We start from the raw sequence: 17,186 nt of genomic DNA on the forward strand, positions 1-17,186 counted from the left end.
ACCATGTACGAAGGTGTCGTCCAGAACCTGATCGACGAGCTCGGGCTGCTGCCGGGGGTCGGGCCGAAGAGCGCGCAGCGCATCGCGTTCCACCTGCTGGCGGCCGACCCGGCCGACGTCAAACGGCTGGCGCACGCCCTGCTGGAGGTCAAGGAGAAGGCCCGGTTCTGCCGGGTGTGCGGCAACGTGGCCTCCGAGGAGGAGTGCCGGATCTGCCGCGACCCGCGTCGCGACACCCATGTGATCTGCGTGGTGGAGGAGTCCAAGGACGTCGTCGCGATCGAGAAGACGCGCGAGTTCCGCGGCACCTACCACGTGCTCGGCGGCGCGATCAGCCCGATCGACGGCATCGGGCCCGACGACCTGCGCATCCGCGAGCTCATGACGCGCCTGGCCGACGGCCGGGTCACGGAGCTGATCCTCGCCACCGACCCCAACCTCGAGGGTGAGGCGACGGCGACCTACCTGGCCAGGTTGGTCAAGCCGATGGGCATGAAGGTGACACGATTGGCCAGCGGCCTGCCCGTGGGCGGTGACCTGGAGTACGCCGACGAGGTGACGCTGGGCCGGGCGTTCGAAGGACGGAGGCTGTTGGATGTCTGACCAGTGGAGCGCGCTGGCCGAGGAGGTCGCGGCGCACGCGCAGAACTACCTGGACGGCCTGACCAGGGTGGCGGGCGGCGAGGGCGGCGACGCCATCTGGTCCCTGCTGCTGGTCGAGGTCGCGCAGATGAGTCTCGCGGGTGCCAAGCTCGGGGCGAACGAGGACGTGATCCTCTCGGGCAACAACGAGCCTCCGCTGAGTGAGGACCCCGACATCGACGGCGTGCGCACCGCGCTGGCCGAGCGGCTCGGCGCGGTCGACGACTACGCCGAGGTGTTCGACCCGTACAAGGACACGAACGTCACGCCGTACCGGCTGTCCGACGACCTGACCGCGGTGGCCGCCGACCTCATCCACGGGCTGCGGCACTACCAGGCGGGCCGGCCGCACGAGGCGCTGTGGTGGTGGCAGTACTCGTACTTCAACACGTGGGGCAACCACGCGGGCGCGGCGATGCGGGCGCTGCAGGCGCTGGCCGCCCACTCGCGCCTCGACGTCGCGGAGGAGACCACGGCGGTCTGATCAGGCTGTCCACCTGTCGGCCCGGTCTGTCCCACATAGTGGTACGGGCCAGCGGCGGCATGAGATGCCCCCAGTAGACTGGCAGCTCACAGTCCAATCCGGGAGACTCTCGTGGCGCTCGTTGTGCAAAAGTACGGTGGTTCGTCCGTCGCCGACGCGTCCTGCATCAAGCGGGTCGCGCAGCGGATCGTCGCGACGAAAAAAGCCGGCAACGACGTCGTCGTCATCGTCTCAGCCATGGGCGACACGACGGACGAGCTGCTCGACCTGGCCGAGCAGGTGTCGCCGCTGCCTCCGGGCCGCGAGCTCGACATGCTGCTGACCTCCGGCGAGCGCATCTCGATGGCCCTGCTGGCGATGGCGATCGCCAACCTGGGTCACGAGGCGCGCTCGTTCACGGGCTCGCAGGCGGGCGTGATCACCGACTCCACGCACGGCAAGGCGCGCATCATCGACGTGACGCCGAGCCGCATCCGTGAGGCGCTCGACCGCGGCCACATCGCGATCGTGGCCGGGTTCCAGGGCGTCTCGCAGGACACCAAGGACATCACCACGCTGGGCCGGGGCGGCTCCGACACCACGGCGGTGGCGCTCGCGGCGGCTCTGCAGGCCGACGTGTGCGAGATCTACACCGACGTCGACGGCATCTTCACCGCCGACCCGCGCATCGTGCCCGCGGCCCGCAAGATCCCCAAGATCTCGTACGACGAGATGATGGAGATGGCGGCCTGCGGGGCCAAGATCCTCCACCTGCGGTGCGTCGAGTACGCTCGCCGTTTCGACCTGCCGATCCACGTACGCAGCTCGTTCAGCACCAAGGAAGGCACGTGGGTCGTCTCCGACCCTTACACCGAAGGAACCGAGATGGAGCAGCCGATCATCTCCGGCGTCGCGCACGACCGGAGCGAGGCCAAGATCACCGTTGTCGGGGTGCCCGACAAGGTCGGAGAGGCTGCCGCGATCTTCAAAACTCTGGCGGACGCCGAGATCAACATCGACATGATCGTGCAGAACGTCTCGGCCGCGGCGACGGGCCGCACCGACATCTCCTTCACGCTGCCCACGGCCGACAGCTCGACCGCGTTGACGGCGCTGAAGAAGATCCAGGGTGACATCGCCTACGAGTCGCTGCTGTTCGACGACCAGATCGGCAAGGTGTCGCTGATCGGCGCGGGCATGCGCTCGCACCCCGGCGTCACCGCGACGTTCTTCGCCGCCCTCGCCGACGCGGGGGTCAACATCGAGATGATCTCCACCTCGGAGATCCGCATCTCTGTCATCGTCGGGCAGGACGGCGTGGACGCGGCCGTGGCGGCCGCCCACCGCGCCTTCGATCTCGACGCCGACCAGGTCGAAGCCGTGGTGTATGGAGGTACCGGACGATGAGCAGGCCCAACCTCGCCCTGATCGGCGCCACCGGCGCCGTGGGCACCGTCATGCGCGACATCGTGTCCAGCCGTGACGACATCTGGGGCGAGATCCGTCTCGTCGCCTCCGCGCGCTCGGCGGGCAAGACGCTGAAGGTGCGCGGCGAGGACGTCGTCGTCCAGGCCCTCGCTCCCGAGGTGTTCGACGGCATCGACATCGCCATCTTCGACGTGCCCGACGAGGTCGCCGCCGAGTGGGTGCCGGTCGCCGCCGGGCGCGGCGCGATCGCGATCGACAAGTCCGGCACGTTCCGCATGGAGCCGGACGTCCCGCTGGTCGTGCCCGAGGTCAACCCGCAGGACGCGCGTCAGCGGCCCCGGAACATCATCTCCACGCCCAACTGCACCACGCTGTCGATGATGGCCGCCATGGGCGCGCTGCACGCCGAGTACGGCCTGCAGGAGCTCGTCGTCGCCTCCTACCAGGCGGTGTCGGGCGCCGGTGTGGCGGGCTCGGCCCGGCTGTACGACGAGGTCGAGGCACTGGCCGGCGACCGCTCGGTCGGCCAGACGGCCGGCGACGTGCGCAAGGCGCTGGCCAACAAGCTGTCCGACGACTCGCCGTTCCCGGCGCCCATCGCGTTCAACGTGGTGCCGTGGGCGGGCTCGTACAAGGACGGCGGCTGGGCCTCCGAGGAGATCAAGCTCCGCAACGAGTCGCGCAAGATCCTCGGCATCCCCGACCTGAAGGTCTCCGCGACCTGCGTCAGGGTGCCCGTGGTGACCACGCACTCGCTGGCCGTCCACGCCCGCTTCGAGCGCGACATCACGGTCGCCGACGCGCACCGGGTGCTGGAGGCGGCGCCGACCGTGGTGCTCATGGACGACCCGGCCAACGGGGTCTACCCGACGCCGCTCGACGTGGTCGGCACCGACCCCACCTACGTGGGCCGGATCCGGCAGGCGTTCGACTTCCCCAACACGCTCGACCTGTTCGTGTGCGGCGACAACCTGCGCAAGGGCGCGGCCCTCAACGCGGCGGAGATCGCCGAGCTGGTCGCGAGCGAGCTCTGACGCCGTAACCGGCGGTCAAGGGCGTGCGTGGACCTGTGACGGTCCGCGCGCGCCCTTTTCGGTATCTCCGGTTCCGGGTGCGGGCGTGCGTCGTCGCCGCCGTACGTGCGGAGTGTGGTGGCCGGAGAAGCGGTCGGGAAGGTGCCGCGGGCGGACCGTCAGCGGAACAGGATGTCCCAGTGGTCCGACTCGTCGGCGAAGATCGTGCCGGCGTCCGAGCGGTACAGGGGCGAGCCGTCGCCGCGCGTCCTGGTCTGCCGGTAGTGGTCGGTGATGTACCGGTCGATACAGCGGTTGTGTGAGATGTCCAGCTTGTAGCCGGCGCCGTGGCTGTAGCGGCCCGGCGCGTGGCCGGCCTCGGTGCCGCCCGTCACGGTGATCGGGCAGCCGCTCTCGCGCTTGAGGTCCACGATCCGGTTGATCGTGCCGGTGCGCACCCGCTCCAGCGACGTGCAGGTGAAGATCCGCCGGTCCGTGCAGTGCCCGGACGACTTGTAGCGCATCCCCGCCTCCTCCAGGAAGCCGGCGGCGAGGTCGTGCGACATCCGCACCATCGGCGCGTTGCGGGCGCGGACCTGGTCAAGGTCCGCCACGCGCGCCTCACGGTGCTTGGCCGAACCCCGTCGCGGGAGGGCGACGGAGTACGACCTGATGATCACTGGTGGCGTCGCGCGCCGTTCGCCGTCCGTGTTCACGGAAGCGGCCGCAGCGGTGGACGCCAGCGCGATTATGGAGATCTCAATGCCGAGGAACGCGGCCAGCAGAGGCCGCACTCTTCCACGTATCCACATGTCGATGCCTTTTCGCGGAAATAGCCCTTCCGCCTGAAAACATCAATCCCATGCTTCACACCGGATAACCCGCGTCACTCCCGGATTTTGCCCTGTGGTGTCGATCACCGTGCGGCTCCATGACCTAACCCGGTACGAAGCCGTAAAGTGACGAACGTGTCCGAAGCCCGAAACCGAGGATCGGAGAGCACCCGAGAGGTCATCGTCGAGACGGCATTGCGACTGTTCCGGGAGCGCGGCTTCGACGCGACGACCATGCGCGCCATCGCGGCCGAGGCCGGGGTGTCCGTGGGTAACGCCTACTACTACTTCGAGAGCAAGGAGGCGTTGATCCAGGCGTACTACGACCGCGCCCAGACCGAGCACGAGGCGGCCTGCCGCCGCCTGCTCGACACGGAGACCTCGTTCGCCGCGCGGCTCAGCGGCGTGCTGCGGGAGTGGGTGCGCGTGTCGGAGCCGTACCACGAGTTCGCGGTGAAGTTCTTCAAGCACGCGGCCGAGCCGACCAACCCGCTGAGCCCGTTCAGCGCGCAGACCTCGCCCGCCCGCGAGGCGTCGATCGCCATCTACCGGCAGGTCGTCGAGGGTTCGCGCGACCGCATGAACGAGGACCTGCGCGAGGAGCTGCCCGAGCTGCTGTGGCTGCTGTCGATGGGCATGGTGCTGTTCTGGGTGCACGACACCTCGCCGGGCTGCGAGCGCACGTACCGGCTGATCGACGTGACCGTGCCACTGGTGGACCGGCTCGTGGGGCTGTCGCACCTGCCGGGGCTGCGCGGCATCACCAAGGACTTCATCGCGGCGGTCCACGAACTGCGGGCGTGATCCCCCGCGACGACATACCGCCCGGTTGGTATGGTCACCGGGGTACCGACGCCGAGCGGGAGGCCGCGATGACGCAGGATGCGATGACCCAGTACGCGATGGCCAGGCAGGCCGCGCCGGAGCGGACCGCCGGCAACTGGGGCATGACCCTTCCCTTTCAGGACCGCTCGCTGGCCGAGTCCCGCGCGCTGGTGGAGGAGCTGCCCGCGCTCGGCTACACCGACGTCTGGTCGGCCGAGGTGAGCGGCGTGGACGGCTTCGTGCCGCTGGCCCTGACCGCGCAGTGGGCGCCCCAGGTGCGGCTGGGCACCGCGATCGTGCCCGTCTCGACGCGCGGCCCGGGGCTGCTCGCCATGTCCGCCGCCACGCTGGCCGACCTGGCGCCCGGCCGGTTCGTGCTCGGCATCGGCTCCTCCTCGCCCGCGATCGTCGAGCGCTGGAACGCGGGCACGTTCGCCAAGCCGTACGCGCGGACCCGCGACACGCTGCGCTTCCTCAGGAGGGCGCTGGCGGGTGAGAAGGTGACCGAGAGGTACGAGACCTTCGAGATCAGCGGGTTCCGGCTGGAGAAGGCGCCTGTGGAGCCGCCCAGGATCGTGCTGGCTGCGCTGCGGCCGCGCATGCTGCGGCTGGCGGCCGAGGAGGCGGACGGCGCCATCACCAACTGGCTCTCGCCCGAGGACGTCCGGCGGGTGCGCGCGGAGATCGGCCCGGACACCGAGCTGATCGCCCGGCTGTTCGTGTGCGTGAGCGAGGACGCGGACCGGGTGCGGGCCCTGGCCCGGCGGCTGCTGGCCGCGTACCTGACCGTGCCGGTGTACGCGGCCTTCCACGAGTGGCTGGGGCGCGGCGAGACGCTGCGGCCCATGCGCGAGGCGTGGGCGGCGGGCGACCGGCAGGCGGCGCTCAAGGCGATCCCGGACGAGGTGGTCGACGCGCTCGTGGTGCACGGCGACGCGGCCACGTGCCGGGCCCGGATCCGCGAGTACGTCGCCAACGGGCTGGACACCCCCGTCCTCGCGCCCCTGCCCGGCGGCGAGGTGCCGCTGGAGCAGGCCGTACGGGATCTCGCCCCCGGCGCCTGACCGGCCCCGCGAGCCCGGCAGGCCCTCCGGAGCCTGGAGCGCCCCTGGGACCCTGACAGCCCCTCGGGAGCCTGGCGTGCCCGCGGGAACCCGCGGCCCGGCGAACGCGTTATGTCGTGAGAGGCCAGGGTAGAGGAGGGCACATGATGGCGAAAGCAGCACGAGCCGCGGCCGCGTGGAAGGTGTACCGGGACGTCTCCAAGCCCGGCACTCCCGGCCTGATGGCGCGGGTGCGGGCGATCCCCCGGCTGATCGGCGCGGTGATCAACGGCCGGTACGAGGGCATGACCAAGGGCAAGCTGGCCCTCATGGGCCTCGGCGTGGCCTACCTGATCTCCCCGATCGACGTCCTGCCCGACTTCCTGCCCGTGATCGGCGTGGCCGACGACTTCGGCGTCTTCCTCTGGCTGCTGGGCTCGCTGCTCGGCGAGAGCGGCCGGTACGTCGACCACGAGCGCACGATCGTGCGGGGGAGCGTCGACGCCCCGGCCGTGGAGTAGGCGAGGGCTAGATCTCCTCCATGCGCAGCCAGGCGCGTGAGGGCAGCGGATGGCCGAACAGCCGGGCCGCGTTGCCGTACGCGACCCTGGCGAGGTCGGCCGGTGGCAGCGCTCCCAGGTTGCGCGCGACGGACTTCTGCGTGTCGGGCCAGGTCGAGTCGGAGTGCGGGTAGCCGCTCTCCTGGAGCACGTGGTCGAGCCCGACCGCCAGCCGCACCCCCGACAGGGAGTGGTCGTTCAGCGTGCCGAAGAAGAAGTTGCGGCGCAGCACCTCGCTCGGCTTGAGGCCGCCGTCCCACTGCGCCTCGCCCGCCACGGGGTGGTCGAGGGCGTAGTCGGCCCGCTGGGCGAGCAGCGGCAGCCAGCCCACGCCGCCCTCGACGATGAGGATGCGCAGGTTGGGGAAGCGCAGCGGCACCCCCGACCACAGCCAGTCGGCGCAGGCGAACATCGCGCTCGTCGGGATCAGCGTGGTGATCGCCTCGATGGGCGTGTCGGGCGAGGGAACCGGCGACCAGCTCGACGCCCCGGTGTGCAGGGCGACGACCGTGCCGGTCTCCTCGCAGGCGGCGAAGAACGGGTCCCAGTGGCCGCTGTGGATCGACGGCAGCCGCAGCCGCGTCGGGAACTCGGGGAACACCACGGCCTTGAAGCCGCGCGAGGCGTTGGCGCGGATCTCCTTGGCGGCGACGTCGGGATCGGGCAGCCAGGGCAGTTGCAGACCGATGATCCGCTCGGGGTAGGTGCCGGCCCAGACGTCGATGTGCCAGTCGTTCCACGCGCGCACGAGGGCGAGGCCGAGCTCCTGGTCGCGGGTCTTGGCGAACGGCATGCCCGCCTGACCGGCCAGCATGCCGGGGAAGCACAGGGCCGCCCAGACGCCCGCGAGGTCCATGTCCTCGATGCGGGCCTCGATGTCGTGGCAGCCCGGGCGCATGTTCTCGAAGCGGATGGGGTCGAGCGTCCACTGCTCGCGGGGGAGTCCGGCGCCGACGTCCATGCCCGCGCACGGGTAGGTGGCGCCGCCGTAGCGCCAGACCTGGTGACCAGCCTCCGTCTCCACGACCTTGGGCGCGACTTCGGCATATTTCTCCGCGAGCCGGCCCTCGAAGAGGTCGGGGGGCTCGATCAGGTGATCGTCGGCGGAGATGATCACATAGTCGCGCCGCCTCGGATCAGGGTCGGGGAGCAGCGGCGTAGTCACGCAGGTAACCGTACGACGGCGGGATAACGTCGAACAAGCTGCGAAGTCTCCGTTGGGTATCCACTGCGGCCCCGCACGGCGCCGGGGGTGGCGTGGCGCTGGGCGAGGAGGCGCGGCGGGCGCGGCCGGTGTTCGAGACCCGGGATCGCCGGGAGGGGGATGACGGGCGATCCCGGGCCGTGAGGGGTCCGCCACATGAGGATGCTGCTCGTGCGAACCCCGGCGCGGCCCCTACCCACCAGAGATCGACTCACTCCGATTCGCCGGATCTGCCGTGGAACGGGAGCTCCCGCCCTCGTCCCCGCCGGAGCCTTCACCGGCTTCGGCGCCGCCGGCCCCGCTGTTCCTCCGGTCCGCGACCTCGCGCCTGATCAGCAGGATCCAGCCGCCGACGGCCACGCCGATGAACAGCCACCACTGCACGCCGTACGCGAAGTTGAGGCCGCCGCCGGAGCCCACGTCGGGCTCGGGCACCGGGGCGGGCGCCGGGTCGGTGGCGGGCTGCTGCCGCGTCAGCTCGACGTACCCGTCCAGCAGCCGGTACGGCAGGCGCTTGCCGATCGCGGCGGGGTCGATGAGCAGGACCTGGCCGGGAGGCAGGCCGGGACGCTCCTTGATGCCGCTCGACTCCTCGGTCTCGCCGAGACGTAGCCGGCCGGTGACAGTTACCTGACCACCCGGCGGCGCGGGCACGTCCGGCGGCGTGTCCGCGGTCGGCCCGACCTTGACCCAGCCCCGGTTGACGATCACGGCGCGGCCGTCGGCCAGCTTCAGCGGGGTGAGCACGTAGAAACCCGGCCGCCCGTCCTGGGGGCGCCTGCGCACCACCAGCGCGTGGGCGGGGTCGTAGGTGCCGGTCGCCGTGACGGTGCGGAAGCGGTCGGCCTCCTTGACCCCCTGCCCGGCCAGGCTCTCCAGGGGCACCGGGGCGGCCTCGAGGTTGGCGGTGACGTCATGGCTGTTGGCCGACCGCTCCTCGAACCGGCCGAACTGCCAGCGTCCCAGGAACACGAAGGCGGGGATCACGAGCAGCACGACGACGTGGAGCGCGACCCAGCGGGGCGTCAGCAGGAACCGGTACACCCTTCAAGGGTAGGCACCGGCCCCCGTGCCTCCTCACACGCCTCACCTCGGGGTTCCGGAGCGGGCGGTGGAAGGTACACCATCGGCCGTGGTGCGGGCGTGACCTTATCGCAATCTGGTCGAAACCCTTACCGAAAGGCAGTTCATCGCGTACGGTCGTGATTCGTGCCGCGGCGTCCCCTCCGGACCCGCGACGCCCCTTCCGCCGAGTCCCCCGAGAGGCCCTCCAAGAGCCCCATGACCGTGCTTGCCGCGCCCCCCGAGGGACACGCGTTCGAGCTGCCCAAGCTCGCCGTCCTGCTCCGTCACGCCGCGCCGCGGGTGTTCGAGGGCATGATCCTGCCCGTCGCCGTCTTCTACGCGGGCCTGGTCGCCTCCGGGTTCGTCGGCGGCGTGGTGGTGTCGGTCGCGTGGGTGTACGGGGGCGTGCTCTACCGGCTGCTCCGGCGCACGACCGTGCCGGGCGGGGTGCTGCTGGCCGCCGGCATGGTGACCGTGCGGGCGGTGCTGGCGCTGCTGTCGGGCAGCCCGGTGCTGTTCTTCCTCCAGCCGACGCTGGGCGTGTTCTGCGCGAGCGCGGCCTTCCTGGGCACCGCGCGGGTGCGCAGGCCGCTCGCCCGGCGGGTGGCGGAGGACCTCGTGCCGTTGCCGCCGCACGTGATGGAGGAGCCGGTCATGCGGCGCTTCTTCGGGCGGCAGTCGTTCGTGTGGGGGTGCGCGCAGCTCGGCAACGCGACGCTGAGCCTGTGGCTGCTGCTGAGCCAGCCGATCGAGACGTACCTGCTGGTGCGGACGTCGGCGGTCGCGGTGCTGCTGTCGGGGGCGGCGCTGCTGACGGTGCTGGACTTCCGCTCCTGCCTGCGCGCCCTCCCCTCGGCCCGCTGAGCGGCTTCGTCAGGCGCTCTGGAGGCGGGCGCCGGAGCCGGGGAGCGCCGTGACCTGGCGCGGTCCTGGCACCTCGTGCCCTTCGGCGCAGAGCAGGTGGAGCTCGATCGGCGCCCCGCAGTCACGGTGCGTCAGCAGCACCGGAGGCCCGTCGTCGTCGGCGAGGTACTTGTCGCCCCAGTGCATGAGCGCGACCAGCAGCGGATACAGGTCGCGGCCCTTGTCGGTCAGCCGGTACTCGTCGCGCTGGCGCTGACCGGGCTCGCGGTACGGCTCCTTGCGCAGCAGGCCCTCCTCGACCAGGCGGGCCAGCCGGGCGCTGAGGACCTGCCGGGGGGCGCCGGTGGCGGCCTGCATGTCGGCGAAGCGGCGTACCCCGCGGAACGCCTCGCGCAACACCAGGAAGGTCCACTTCTCGCCGACGACTTCCAGGGTGCGCTCGATGGAGCAGTTGTCAGCCCGGAAAGGCAGGATCATGCCTCATATCATACCTGAGTTCAATTGACAGACTCAGGCGTGGCGAGAGAAGCTGAGTCCATGCTGGGAACTCAGATCCGCCCCACCCGCCCCGACGACGAGGAGCGGGTCACGCGCTTCCTGTCCGGGCTCTCGCTGCAGACCCAGACGCTGCGCTTCTTCACCGGCGTCAGCCGCCCCGCCGCGAGCCTGGTGCGCGCGCTCATCGCGCTGGACGAGCGGCGGGACGCCCTGGTGGCCACGCTCGACGGCGAGATCATCGGGCACGCCATGAGCTACCGGGGCGGCGCCGCCGACGTCGAGGTCGCCGTGGTGGTGACGGACCAGTGGCAGGGGCTCGGCCTCGGACCGCGGCTGATCGACGCGCTGCTGTTCAGGGCCGCCGTGCGCGGCGCGACCACGGTCGGCATGGACGTGCTGGGGGAGAACCGGCGGGTGCTGCGGATGATCCGCAGGCAGTGGCCGGACGCGGCGATGAAGGTGGTTTCGGGGTCGGTCGAGGTGACCGCTATGATCAACCAGGCGGCCGTATTTGCGGAATATCGTTCTGGTGCCTCACCATTGACAATGTGAAGAGTGCCAAGAACGGACGCGACGGGCGCACCCGGATCATCGAGGGAGCCCTGCGCCGATTCAGCCAGGACGGGGTCTCGGCCACCACGCTGGCCAGCCTCCGCGAGGAGAGCGGCGTCAGCGTCGGCAGCTTCTACCACCACTTCGCCAGCAAGGAACACGTCTTCGGCGTGCTGTACGCCGAGATCCTCGCGGCCTACCAGGAGGCGTTCATCGCCGAGCTGGAGAGCCACGAGACGGCCCGCGAGGGCATCGAGGCGGTCGTCGCCTTCCACATGCGCTGGGCCGGTGAGCACCCCGAGCGGGCCAGGCTGCTGGTCAGCGAGCGGCCGCCGCGCAAGAACGAGCCGGGCGGCGCGGAGGTCCACGAGCTGCGCCGCGCGTTCTTCCGCCGCGTCTCCGACTGGTGGCGCCCCCACATGGACGACGAACTGCTCCGGCCGGTCCACCCCACCATGTGCTACGTCCTGTGGCTCGGCCCGGCGCAGGAGATGTGCCGGCTCTGGTTCGCCGGCGCCCACACGCCCACCGACGAGGAGATCAGGGGACTCGGCGAGGCCGCCTGGCAGAGCCTGCGCCAGCGCGCCGAGAGCTGATCGGACGGGTCCGGAGCGCTCTGGCGCGTTCCAAGCGCCGCCGGCCGGTCGACGCGGTCAGGCGGCCTGGCGCATCCGGATGGGCACCCGCCACGACGCCTTGTCCAGCGAGATGTCCAGCCGCAGGTCGCCGCGGTGCCTGCGCAGGCCCGGCACCCGCACCCGGGCGTGCACGTCGAACCGTCCCCGGTGCGGACAGCCGAAGCCCAGCTCGCCGGGCAGCACCCGCAGGTCGTCGCGGTTGCCGCAGCGCGGGCAGGTCCACGACACCAGGTCCATGCCGCGGTTGTAGTCGGAGCAGGCGCGGAAGTACTCGTCCGGCACGAACCGGGACTCGCAGGCCAGGCACGGGATGAGCATGGGTCCGCTCCTCTTTCGAACGGTCGAGCAGGTCCCTAAGAGATATCGCGCCCGGCTTGTCCCACGCTTGCAGAACGCTTGGGTATCTCGGTAACAGTACGGTCACTGTAGGTATCGAATCATGCGCGGGCCTATGCGATGAAAGGATGGACTCTGTGGAACTGGCACGACTGCGCGACCACCTGCTGGAAACCGGCTACACGATCGACGGCGTCCGCGACCGCCTGGGCGACGTGGCGGCCTCGGCGCTCTCCCGTGAGGAGCTGGTGCCGGCGCTGCGCGCGACCGCCGACGGCGACCCGCTGGGCACGCTCATCCGGCTGTGGTGGCTCGGCGTGCCGGTCCCGGCCGAGCGGGTGCCGGCCGCCGTGCGCGAGTCCGGGCTGGTCCGCGCCGACAGCGGGGACGGCGGCATGGTGCGCGCCGAGGTGCATCTGCAGCCGTGGGAGACCGGCGGTTACGTGGTCTCCGACCGCAAGGTGCGCCCGGGTGACCCGGCCCTGCGTCCCGGCCACGTGGTGGGCGCCGGCGGCGCCTCGGCGAACCTGGCCCAGCTCGTCACCCGCCGCCCCGTCCAGCGCGCCCTGGACCTGGGCACGGGCTGCGGCGTGCAGGTGCTCCACCTGGCGGGGCGGGCCGAGGAGATCACCGCCACGGACGTCAACCCGCGCGCCGTCGAGCTGGCCCGGCTGAGCTGGGAGCTGTCCGGCGTCACGGACGTGGACGCCCGCACGGGCTCGATGTTCGAGCCGGTCGAGGACGAGCTGTTCGACCTGGTGGTGTCCAACCCGCCGTTCGTGATTTCGCCCGGTGGCCGCCTGACGTACCGGGAGACGGGCGGCGACGGCGACGCGTTCTGCCGCGACCTCGTACGGCGCGCGCCCCGCCATCTCGCCCCCGGCGGCCAGGCCCACTTTTTGGCCAACTGGCTGCACGTCGAGGGCGAGGACTGGCGCGACCGGGTCGGCGGCTGGCTGGCGGGCACCGGATGCGACGCCTGGGTGGTGGAGCGCGACGTCCAGGACCCCGCCGAGTACGTCGAGCTGTGGCTGCGCGACGCGGCCGAGCAGGGCACCCCCGGCTACGCGGAGCACTACGACCGCTGGCTGACGTGGTTCGACGAGCAGAAGGTGGAGGCGGTCGGCTTCGGCTGGATCTCCATGCGCAACTCCGGCACGCTCGACCCGGTGGTGCGCCTGGAGCGGCTCACGCACCAGGTCGCGCTGCCGGTGGGCGACTACGTGGACGGCGTGCTCGACGCCATCGCGACGGCCCACCGCGTCGAGGACCTCCGGGCGGCGCGGCTGCGCACGGCCGAGGGGCTGCTGGACGAGCGCATCGGGCTGCCCGGCGCCGAGGACCCGATGCGGATCGTGCTGCGGCAGACCGACGGCCTGCGCCGCAGCCGGGAGGTCGGCACGGTCGAGGCCGCGCTGGCCGGGGTGTGCGACGGCGACCTGGCGCTGGGGCCGCTGCTCAACGTGATCGCCGAGCTGGTCGGCGACGGGCAGGTGCTCGAGGCCGACGCCCTGCGCCCCCTCATCGCCGAGGGCTACTTCCGGCTCTGACCGTCGGTGCGAACCCGTGCGAACGGGGTGACAACGGCGTTGACCGGTGGGGCAATCCGGTGTTGATCCGATGTTGAGCCCGCGGGTGGAGGGTCAGGGGCACGACGCCGGTCCCGGGGGGTTCGAGGCCGGCGTCGGGTCCGGCCGGTCGTCGATGTGAGGCGGCCGGCCGCCGTGCCGAGCGACCCGACATCCGGGCCCCCTGGCGAGGCGCGGCGACCGAGATGACCGGCCGGGCTGCACCACTGGTCTGGTGACTCCCTAAGGACAGCCTTGATCAACCATGTGTGGATGACGCGACTGGACGACGCGCTGTACTCAGGGCTCGACGACGGGTTCGACGGCGGGTTCGACGGCGGGGCCGACGGCGGGGCCGATGGCAGGGTCGACGGCGGGGTCGATGGCGGGGTCGGAGACCGGCTCGGGGACGGGCCGGGCGGCGGGCTCCGTGACCGGGGCGGAGTCGAGGAGGGCCTTGAGGTCCCCGGCCTCGGGGGCGCCGAGCCTGGCGAAGATGTCGAAGGCCTGGCGTAGGCAGTCGACGCTGCGCGTCGTGCTGCCGAGGCCCCTGAGCGCCTTGCCGAGCACGGTGAGCGACAGCGCCTCGCCGTACGGGTGGCCGATCTCCCGCGACATGACCAGCGCCTGCTCGGCGTGGCGGACCGCCTCCGGGTAGCGCCTGGCCGCGATGAACGTCTCCGCCAGCCGCGAGCACACCCGCTGCTCCCACACGCGCTGCTTGCTGGCCCGGAAGAACGCCAGGCACTCGGCGTGGTGGTGGACGGCCTCGGTGAGGCGGCCCACGCGGGACAGCACGATGCCGAGGTGGTAGCGGGCGCGGGCGGTGCCGGCGCCGCTGCCGATCTCGGTGAAGATGGCCAGGCCCTTCTCGGCGGCGGCGATCGCGTCCTCCGGCCGGTTGAGGCCGAGGTGGTCGCGCGCGGAGTAGCTGAGCACCAGCGCCTCGCCGGCGGGCACGCCGTTCTCCCGGTACCAGTCCATGGCCGAGTCGAACCACGACAGCGCCTCGGTGTGGCGCCGCTGCCGGCCGACCACCACGGCGAGCGCGTTCTTGACCTCGCCGGTGACGATCTTCTCGCCGCGCGCCACGGACAGCTCGTGGACGATCCTGAACTGCTCCTCGGCCTCCGTCAGCCGGTTGCCGGCGAACAGCACCCGGCCCAGCACGTAACGGGCGCGCAGCTCGCTCCCCGCGGCGCCGAGGCGCAGCGCCGCGGCCAGCACGGCCCGGGTGCCGTGGTCGAACTCGCGGGTGTGGGTGCCCGACTCCATCAGCGGCTCCATGGCCACCAGCAGGTCGGCCGCCGGCAGCAGCTCCTCGGCCGTGAGCGAGTCGGTGGCGGCCTGGTTGATCGCGGCGAACAGCGAGTCGCCCTCCGCGATCAGCCACGCCACGGCCTCGTCGGCGGCGCCGAACACCCGGCCCGTGCCGACCACCGCGAGGTTGTCGGCGATCAGGCTGCCCTCGTAGGCCAGCCGGTGCGCCGACTGCGCCGAGGCCAGGTAGAAGCCGAGCAGCCGGCGCAGCGCGAGCGTCTTGGCCTGCTGCGTCTCGCTCTTGTGCAGGATGCGCCGGGCGAAGAGCTTGAGCAGGTCGTGGAAGCGGTAGCGGCCGGGCGCGGGCGCCTCCAGCAGGCTCGCGTCGACCAGCGACTCCAGCAGGTCCTCGGCCTCGAACGCGCTCAGCTCCAGCACCGCGGCGGCGGCCCCGGCCGAGATGTCGGGGCCGTTGGGCAGCGACAGCAGCCGGAACGCGCGCTGCTGGGCGGGGTCGAGCTGGCCGTAGCCGAGGGCGAAGGTGGCCTCCACGGCGAGGTTGCCGACGCGCAGCTCGTCGAGGCGGCGCTGCTCGTCGGCCAGCCGCGGCACGAGCGAGGCCACCGTCCACGACGGCCGCGCGGCCAGCCGGGCGGCGACGATGCGCACGGCCAGCGGCAGGAACCCGCAGGCGGCCACCACGTCCATGGCGGCACCGTGCTCGGCGGCGACGCGCTCCGGCCCGGCCACGGACGAGAACAGCGACAGCGCCTCGTCGGGCTCCATCACGTCGAGGTCGAACAGCCGGGCCGAGGGCAGGTCGGCCAGCTTGACCCGGCTCGTGACGATGGCGGCGCAGCCGGGCGAGCCGGGCAGCAGCGGGATCACCTGGGCGGCGTCGCGGGCGTTGTCGAGCAGGACGAGGATGCGCCGGTCGGCCAGCAGGGAGCGGAACAGCGCCGAGCGCTCGGCCGGCACCTCGGGGATCACGTCGGGCGGGATGCCGAGGGCGCGCAGGAACGCGCCGAGGGCCGACTCGGGCGCGGTCGCCTCGCCGGTGTAGCCGCGCAGGTCGGCGTAGAGCTGGCCGTCGGGGAAGAGGTCGCCGGCGGCGTGGGCCACGTGGACGGCCAGCGTGGTCTTGCCGACGCCGCCGATGCCGCAGATCACCGCCACCGGCACGCCCTCGGCCGCCGACGGCGACGACAGCAGCGTGCGCAGCCGCCCGGCGATCTCCTTGCGGCCGGTGAAGTCGCTCACCGCGGCCGGGAGCTGGGCGGGGCGGGGCAGCTCGGGGGCGTGCTCCTCCTCGACCGGCTCCGGCTCCTCGGCGGTCTCGGCGACGGCCGCGGGCGTGGCGGCGACGGGCGCGACGGCGAGGCCCGGGTCGGCGGCCAGGATCCGCTGGTGCAGGGACGTCAGGTCGGGACCGGGCTCGATGCCCAGCTCGTCGATCAACGCCTGGCGCGTCTCGGTGAAGACGGCCAGCGCGTCGCCCTGCCGCCCGCACCGGTACAGGGCCAGCATGAGCTGGGCGCGCAGCCGCTCGCGCAGCGGGTGCTCGGCGGTGAGCGCGATCAGCTCGGAGACCACGTCGGCGTGGCAGCCCAGCTCCAGGTCCACGTCCATGAGCGTCTCGACGACGCTGAGCCGGCGCTCGACGAGGCGGTCGCGCTGGTGCTCGGCGTAGGGGCCGACGGCTCCGGCCAGCGGCTCGCCCTCGAACAGGGCGAGGGCCGAGCGCAGCGCCTCGGCCGCGGCGGAGGTCCGGCCGGCCTTGCGGGCCGCCTCGGCCTCGTGGACGCCGCGTTCGAAGCGGACCAGGTCGAGCGCTCCGTCGGGCAGGCGCAGCGCGTAGCCGCGGCCCACGGAGGTGAGGATCTCGGGACGGGAACGGGCGGGCCGGTCGGGTTCGAGGACCGTGCGCAGGCGGGAGACGTACGTGCGCAGGGCGCCGAGGGCCCTCGGGGGCGAGTCGTCCCCCCAGACGGCGTCGATCATCTCGGTCGGCGTCACGGCGCGGCCCTCGCGCAGCAGCAGCATCCCGAGAATGGAACGCTGCAACGGGGTGCCCAGGTCGAGTTCGTCGCCATCACGCCACGCGCGCACGGGACCGAGCACGGCGAACCGAAGGCCGCCTTCGACGCTCTGACCTGCCATGCCGTATGTCTCCAGGGCAATGGAACGATTTGTTACCAAATCATAGAGCGAACCTTGCCTAACACATAGGCATGCCCCCTCCGCCGTAAATCTTTCCGTCCGCGGAGATCTTCCGCGGAAGAGATGGCGAGGGCGTTTCTCGGATGCGGGGAGTACGTTACCTCGCGGGGAATACGCCGGGCGTTTCGGGTGTGGGCATTGATTCGGTGTTGATCGGGCGTTGAGCCACAGAGC

Annotated in this window: 17 protein-coding genes; 11 read left to right on the forward strand and 6 right to left on the reverse strand. The window is 71.8% G+C overall.

Annotated elements, in window-relative coordinates:
* The first annotated feature begins 3 nt into the window (after nt 1-3).
* The 4 genes from recR to HT134_RS31595 all read left to right on the forward strand — a co-directional run bounded on the left by recR (nt 4) and on the right by HT134_RS31595 (nt 3,567).
* The gene (gene recR / locus HT134_RS31580; RefSeq protein WP_175590161.1) at nt 4-603 is read left to right on the forward strand and encodes a recombination mediator RecR; all 600 of its coding nucleotides are present in this window, start codon (nt 4-6) and stop codon (nt 601-603) included.
* Nucleotides 596-1,126 (forward strand): DUF5063 domain-containing protein, encoded by a 531-nt coding sequence (locus HT134_RS31585; protein WP_175604104.1) that lies wholly within the window; start codon nt 596-598, stop codon nt 1,124-1,126. Before recR ends, HT134_RS31585 begins: the two co-directional genes overlap by 8 nt.
* A gap of 111 nt (nt 1,127-1,237) precedes the next feature.
* Nucleotides 1,238-2,512, forward strand: a complete 1,275-nt coding sequence (locus HT134_RS31590) for an aspartate kinase (RefSeq protein ID WP_175604105.1) — start codon at nt 1,238-1,240, stop codon at nt 2,510-2,512.
* Nucleotides 2,509-3,567 (forward strand): aspartate-semialdehyde dehydrogenase, encoded by a 1,059-nt coding sequence (locus HT134_RS31595; RefSeq protein ID WP_175604106.1) that lies wholly within the window; start codon nt 2,509-2,511, stop codon nt 3,565-3,567. Before HT134_RS31590 ends, HT134_RS31595 begins: the two co-directional genes overlap by 4 nt.
* Before the next feature lie 158 nt (nt 3,568-3,725).
* On the opposite strand, the gene HT134_RS31600 is transcribed toward HT134_RS31595, so the two are convergent.
* Entirely contained in the window at nt 3,726-4,160 is a 435-nt protein-coding gene (locus HT134_RS31600; protein ID WP_175604107.1) for a hypothetical protein, read from the reverse strand.
* A gap of 354 nt (nt 4,161-4,514) precedes the next feature.
* Here HT134_RS31600 and HT134_RS31605 point away from each other — a divergent pair, with 354 nt between their 5' ends.
* The 3 genes from HT134_RS31605 (at nt 4,515) to HT134_RS31615 (ending at nt 6,768) form a co-directional block, all read left to right on the forward strand.
* Entirely contained in the window at nt 4,515-5,183 is a 669-nt protein-coding gene (locus HT134_RS31605) for a TetR/AcrR family transcriptional regulator (protein WP_175604108.1), read from the forward strand.
* A 98-nt stretch (nt 5,184-5,281) separates the two neighbouring features.
* Nucleotides 5,282-6,268, forward strand: a complete 987-nt coding sequence (locus tag HT134_RS31610) for an LLM class F420-dependent oxidoreductase (RefSeq protein WP_217708634.1) — start codon at nt 5,282-5,284, stop codon at nt 6,266-6,268.
* A gap of 143 nt (nt 6,269-6,411) precedes the next feature.
* Nucleotides 6,412-6,768, forward strand: coding sequence for a YkvA family protein (locus HT134_RS31615; RefSeq protein ID WP_246365903.1), 357 nt, complete (start codon nt 6,412-6,414; stop codon nt 6,766-6,768).
* Between the two features lie 7 nt (nt 6,769-6,775).
* On the opposite strand, the gene HT134_RS31620 is transcribed toward HT134_RS31615, so the two are convergent.
* A complete protein-coding gene (locus HT134_RS31620) occupies nt 6,776-7,972 on the reverse strand; it encodes an amidohydrolase family protein (RefSeq protein WP_175604109.1) in 1,197 nt (398 codons plus the stop codon).
* 231 nt (nt 7,973-8,203) lie between these two features.
* Nucleotides 8,204-9,055 carry an SURF1 family cytochrome oxidase biogenesis protein gene (locus HT134_RS31625; RefSeq protein WP_175604110.1) on the reverse strand — a complete coding sequence of 284 codons (852 nt, stop codon included), beginning with the start codon at nt 9,053-9,055 and terminating at the stop codon, nt 8,204-8,206.
* Between the two features lie 237 nt (nt 9,056-9,292).
* Here HT134_RS31625 and HT134_RS31630 point away from each other — a divergent pair, with 237 nt between their 5' ends.
* Nucleotides 9,293-9,940, forward strand: coding sequence for a VC0807 family protein (locus HT134_RS31630; RefSeq protein ID WP_175604111.1), 648 nt, complete (start codon nt 9,293-9,295; stop codon nt 9,938-9,940).
* Between the two features lie 9 nt (nt 9,941-9,949).
* Here HT134_RS31630 and HT134_RS31635 read toward each other — a convergent pair whose 3' ends face one another.
* Nucleotides 9,950-10,417 carry a winged helix-turn-helix transcriptional regulator gene (locus HT134_RS31635; RefSeq protein ID WP_175604112.1) on the reverse strand — a complete coding sequence of 156 codons (468 nt, stop codon included), beginning with the start codon at nt 10,415-10,417 and terminating at the stop codon, nt 9,950-9,952.
* 60 nt (nt 10,418-10,477) lie between these two features.
* Here HT134_RS31635 and HT134_RS31640 point away from each other — a divergent pair, with 60 nt between their 5' ends.
* Nucleotides 10,478-10,990 carry a GNAT family N-acetyltransferase gene (locus HT134_RS31640; RefSeq protein ID WP_175604113.1) on the forward strand — a complete coding sequence of 171 codons (513 nt, stop codon included), beginning with the start codon at nt 10,478-10,480 and terminating at the stop codon, nt 10,988-10,990.
* The gene (locus tag HT134_RS31645; protein WP_175604114.1) at nt 10,987-11,586 is read left to right on the forward strand and encodes a TetR/AcrR family transcriptional regulator; all 600 of its coding nucleotides are present in this window, start codon (nt 10,987-10,989) and stop codon (nt 11,584-11,586) included. The genes HT134_RS31640 and HT134_RS31645 overlap by 4 nt, the downstream gene beginning before the upstream one ends.
* A gap of 57 nt (nt 11,587-11,643) precedes the next feature.
* On the opposite strand, the gene HT134_RS31650 is transcribed toward HT134_RS31645, so the two are convergent.
* Complete coding sequence (locus tag HT134_RS31650; RefSeq protein ID WP_175604115.1) at nt 11,644-11,946, reverse strand: hypothetical protein; 303 nt, start codon at nt 11,944-11,946, stop codon at nt 11,644-11,646.
* A gap of 146 nt (nt 11,947-12,092) precedes the next feature.
* On the opposite strand from HT134_RS31650, the gene HT134_RS31655 reads away from it, so the two are divergent.
* Nucleotides 12,093-13,514 (forward strand): DUF7059 domain-containing protein, encoded by a 1,422-nt coding sequence (locus HT134_RS31655; protein WP_175604116.1) that lies wholly within the window; start codon nt 12,093-12,095, stop codon nt 13,512-13,514.
* A 318-nt stretch (nt 13,515-13,832) separates the two neighbouring features.
* Here the strand turns inward: HT134_RS31655 and HT134_RS31660 are convergent, their stop codons facing one another.
* A complete protein-coding gene (locus HT134_RS31660) occupies nt 13,833-16,952 on the reverse strand; it encodes an AfsR/SARP family transcriptional regulator (protein WP_175604117.1) in 3,120 nt (1,039 codons plus the stop codon).
* Nucleotides 16,953-17,186 lie beyond the last annotated feature (234 nt).

Origin of the sequence: Nonomuraea rhodomycinica (genome assembly GCF_013363995.1) — a bacterium.
Classification (GTDB): domain Bacteria; phylum Actinomycetota; class Actinomycetes; order Streptosporangiales; family Streptosporangiaceae; genus Nonomuraea; species Nonomuraea rhodomycinica.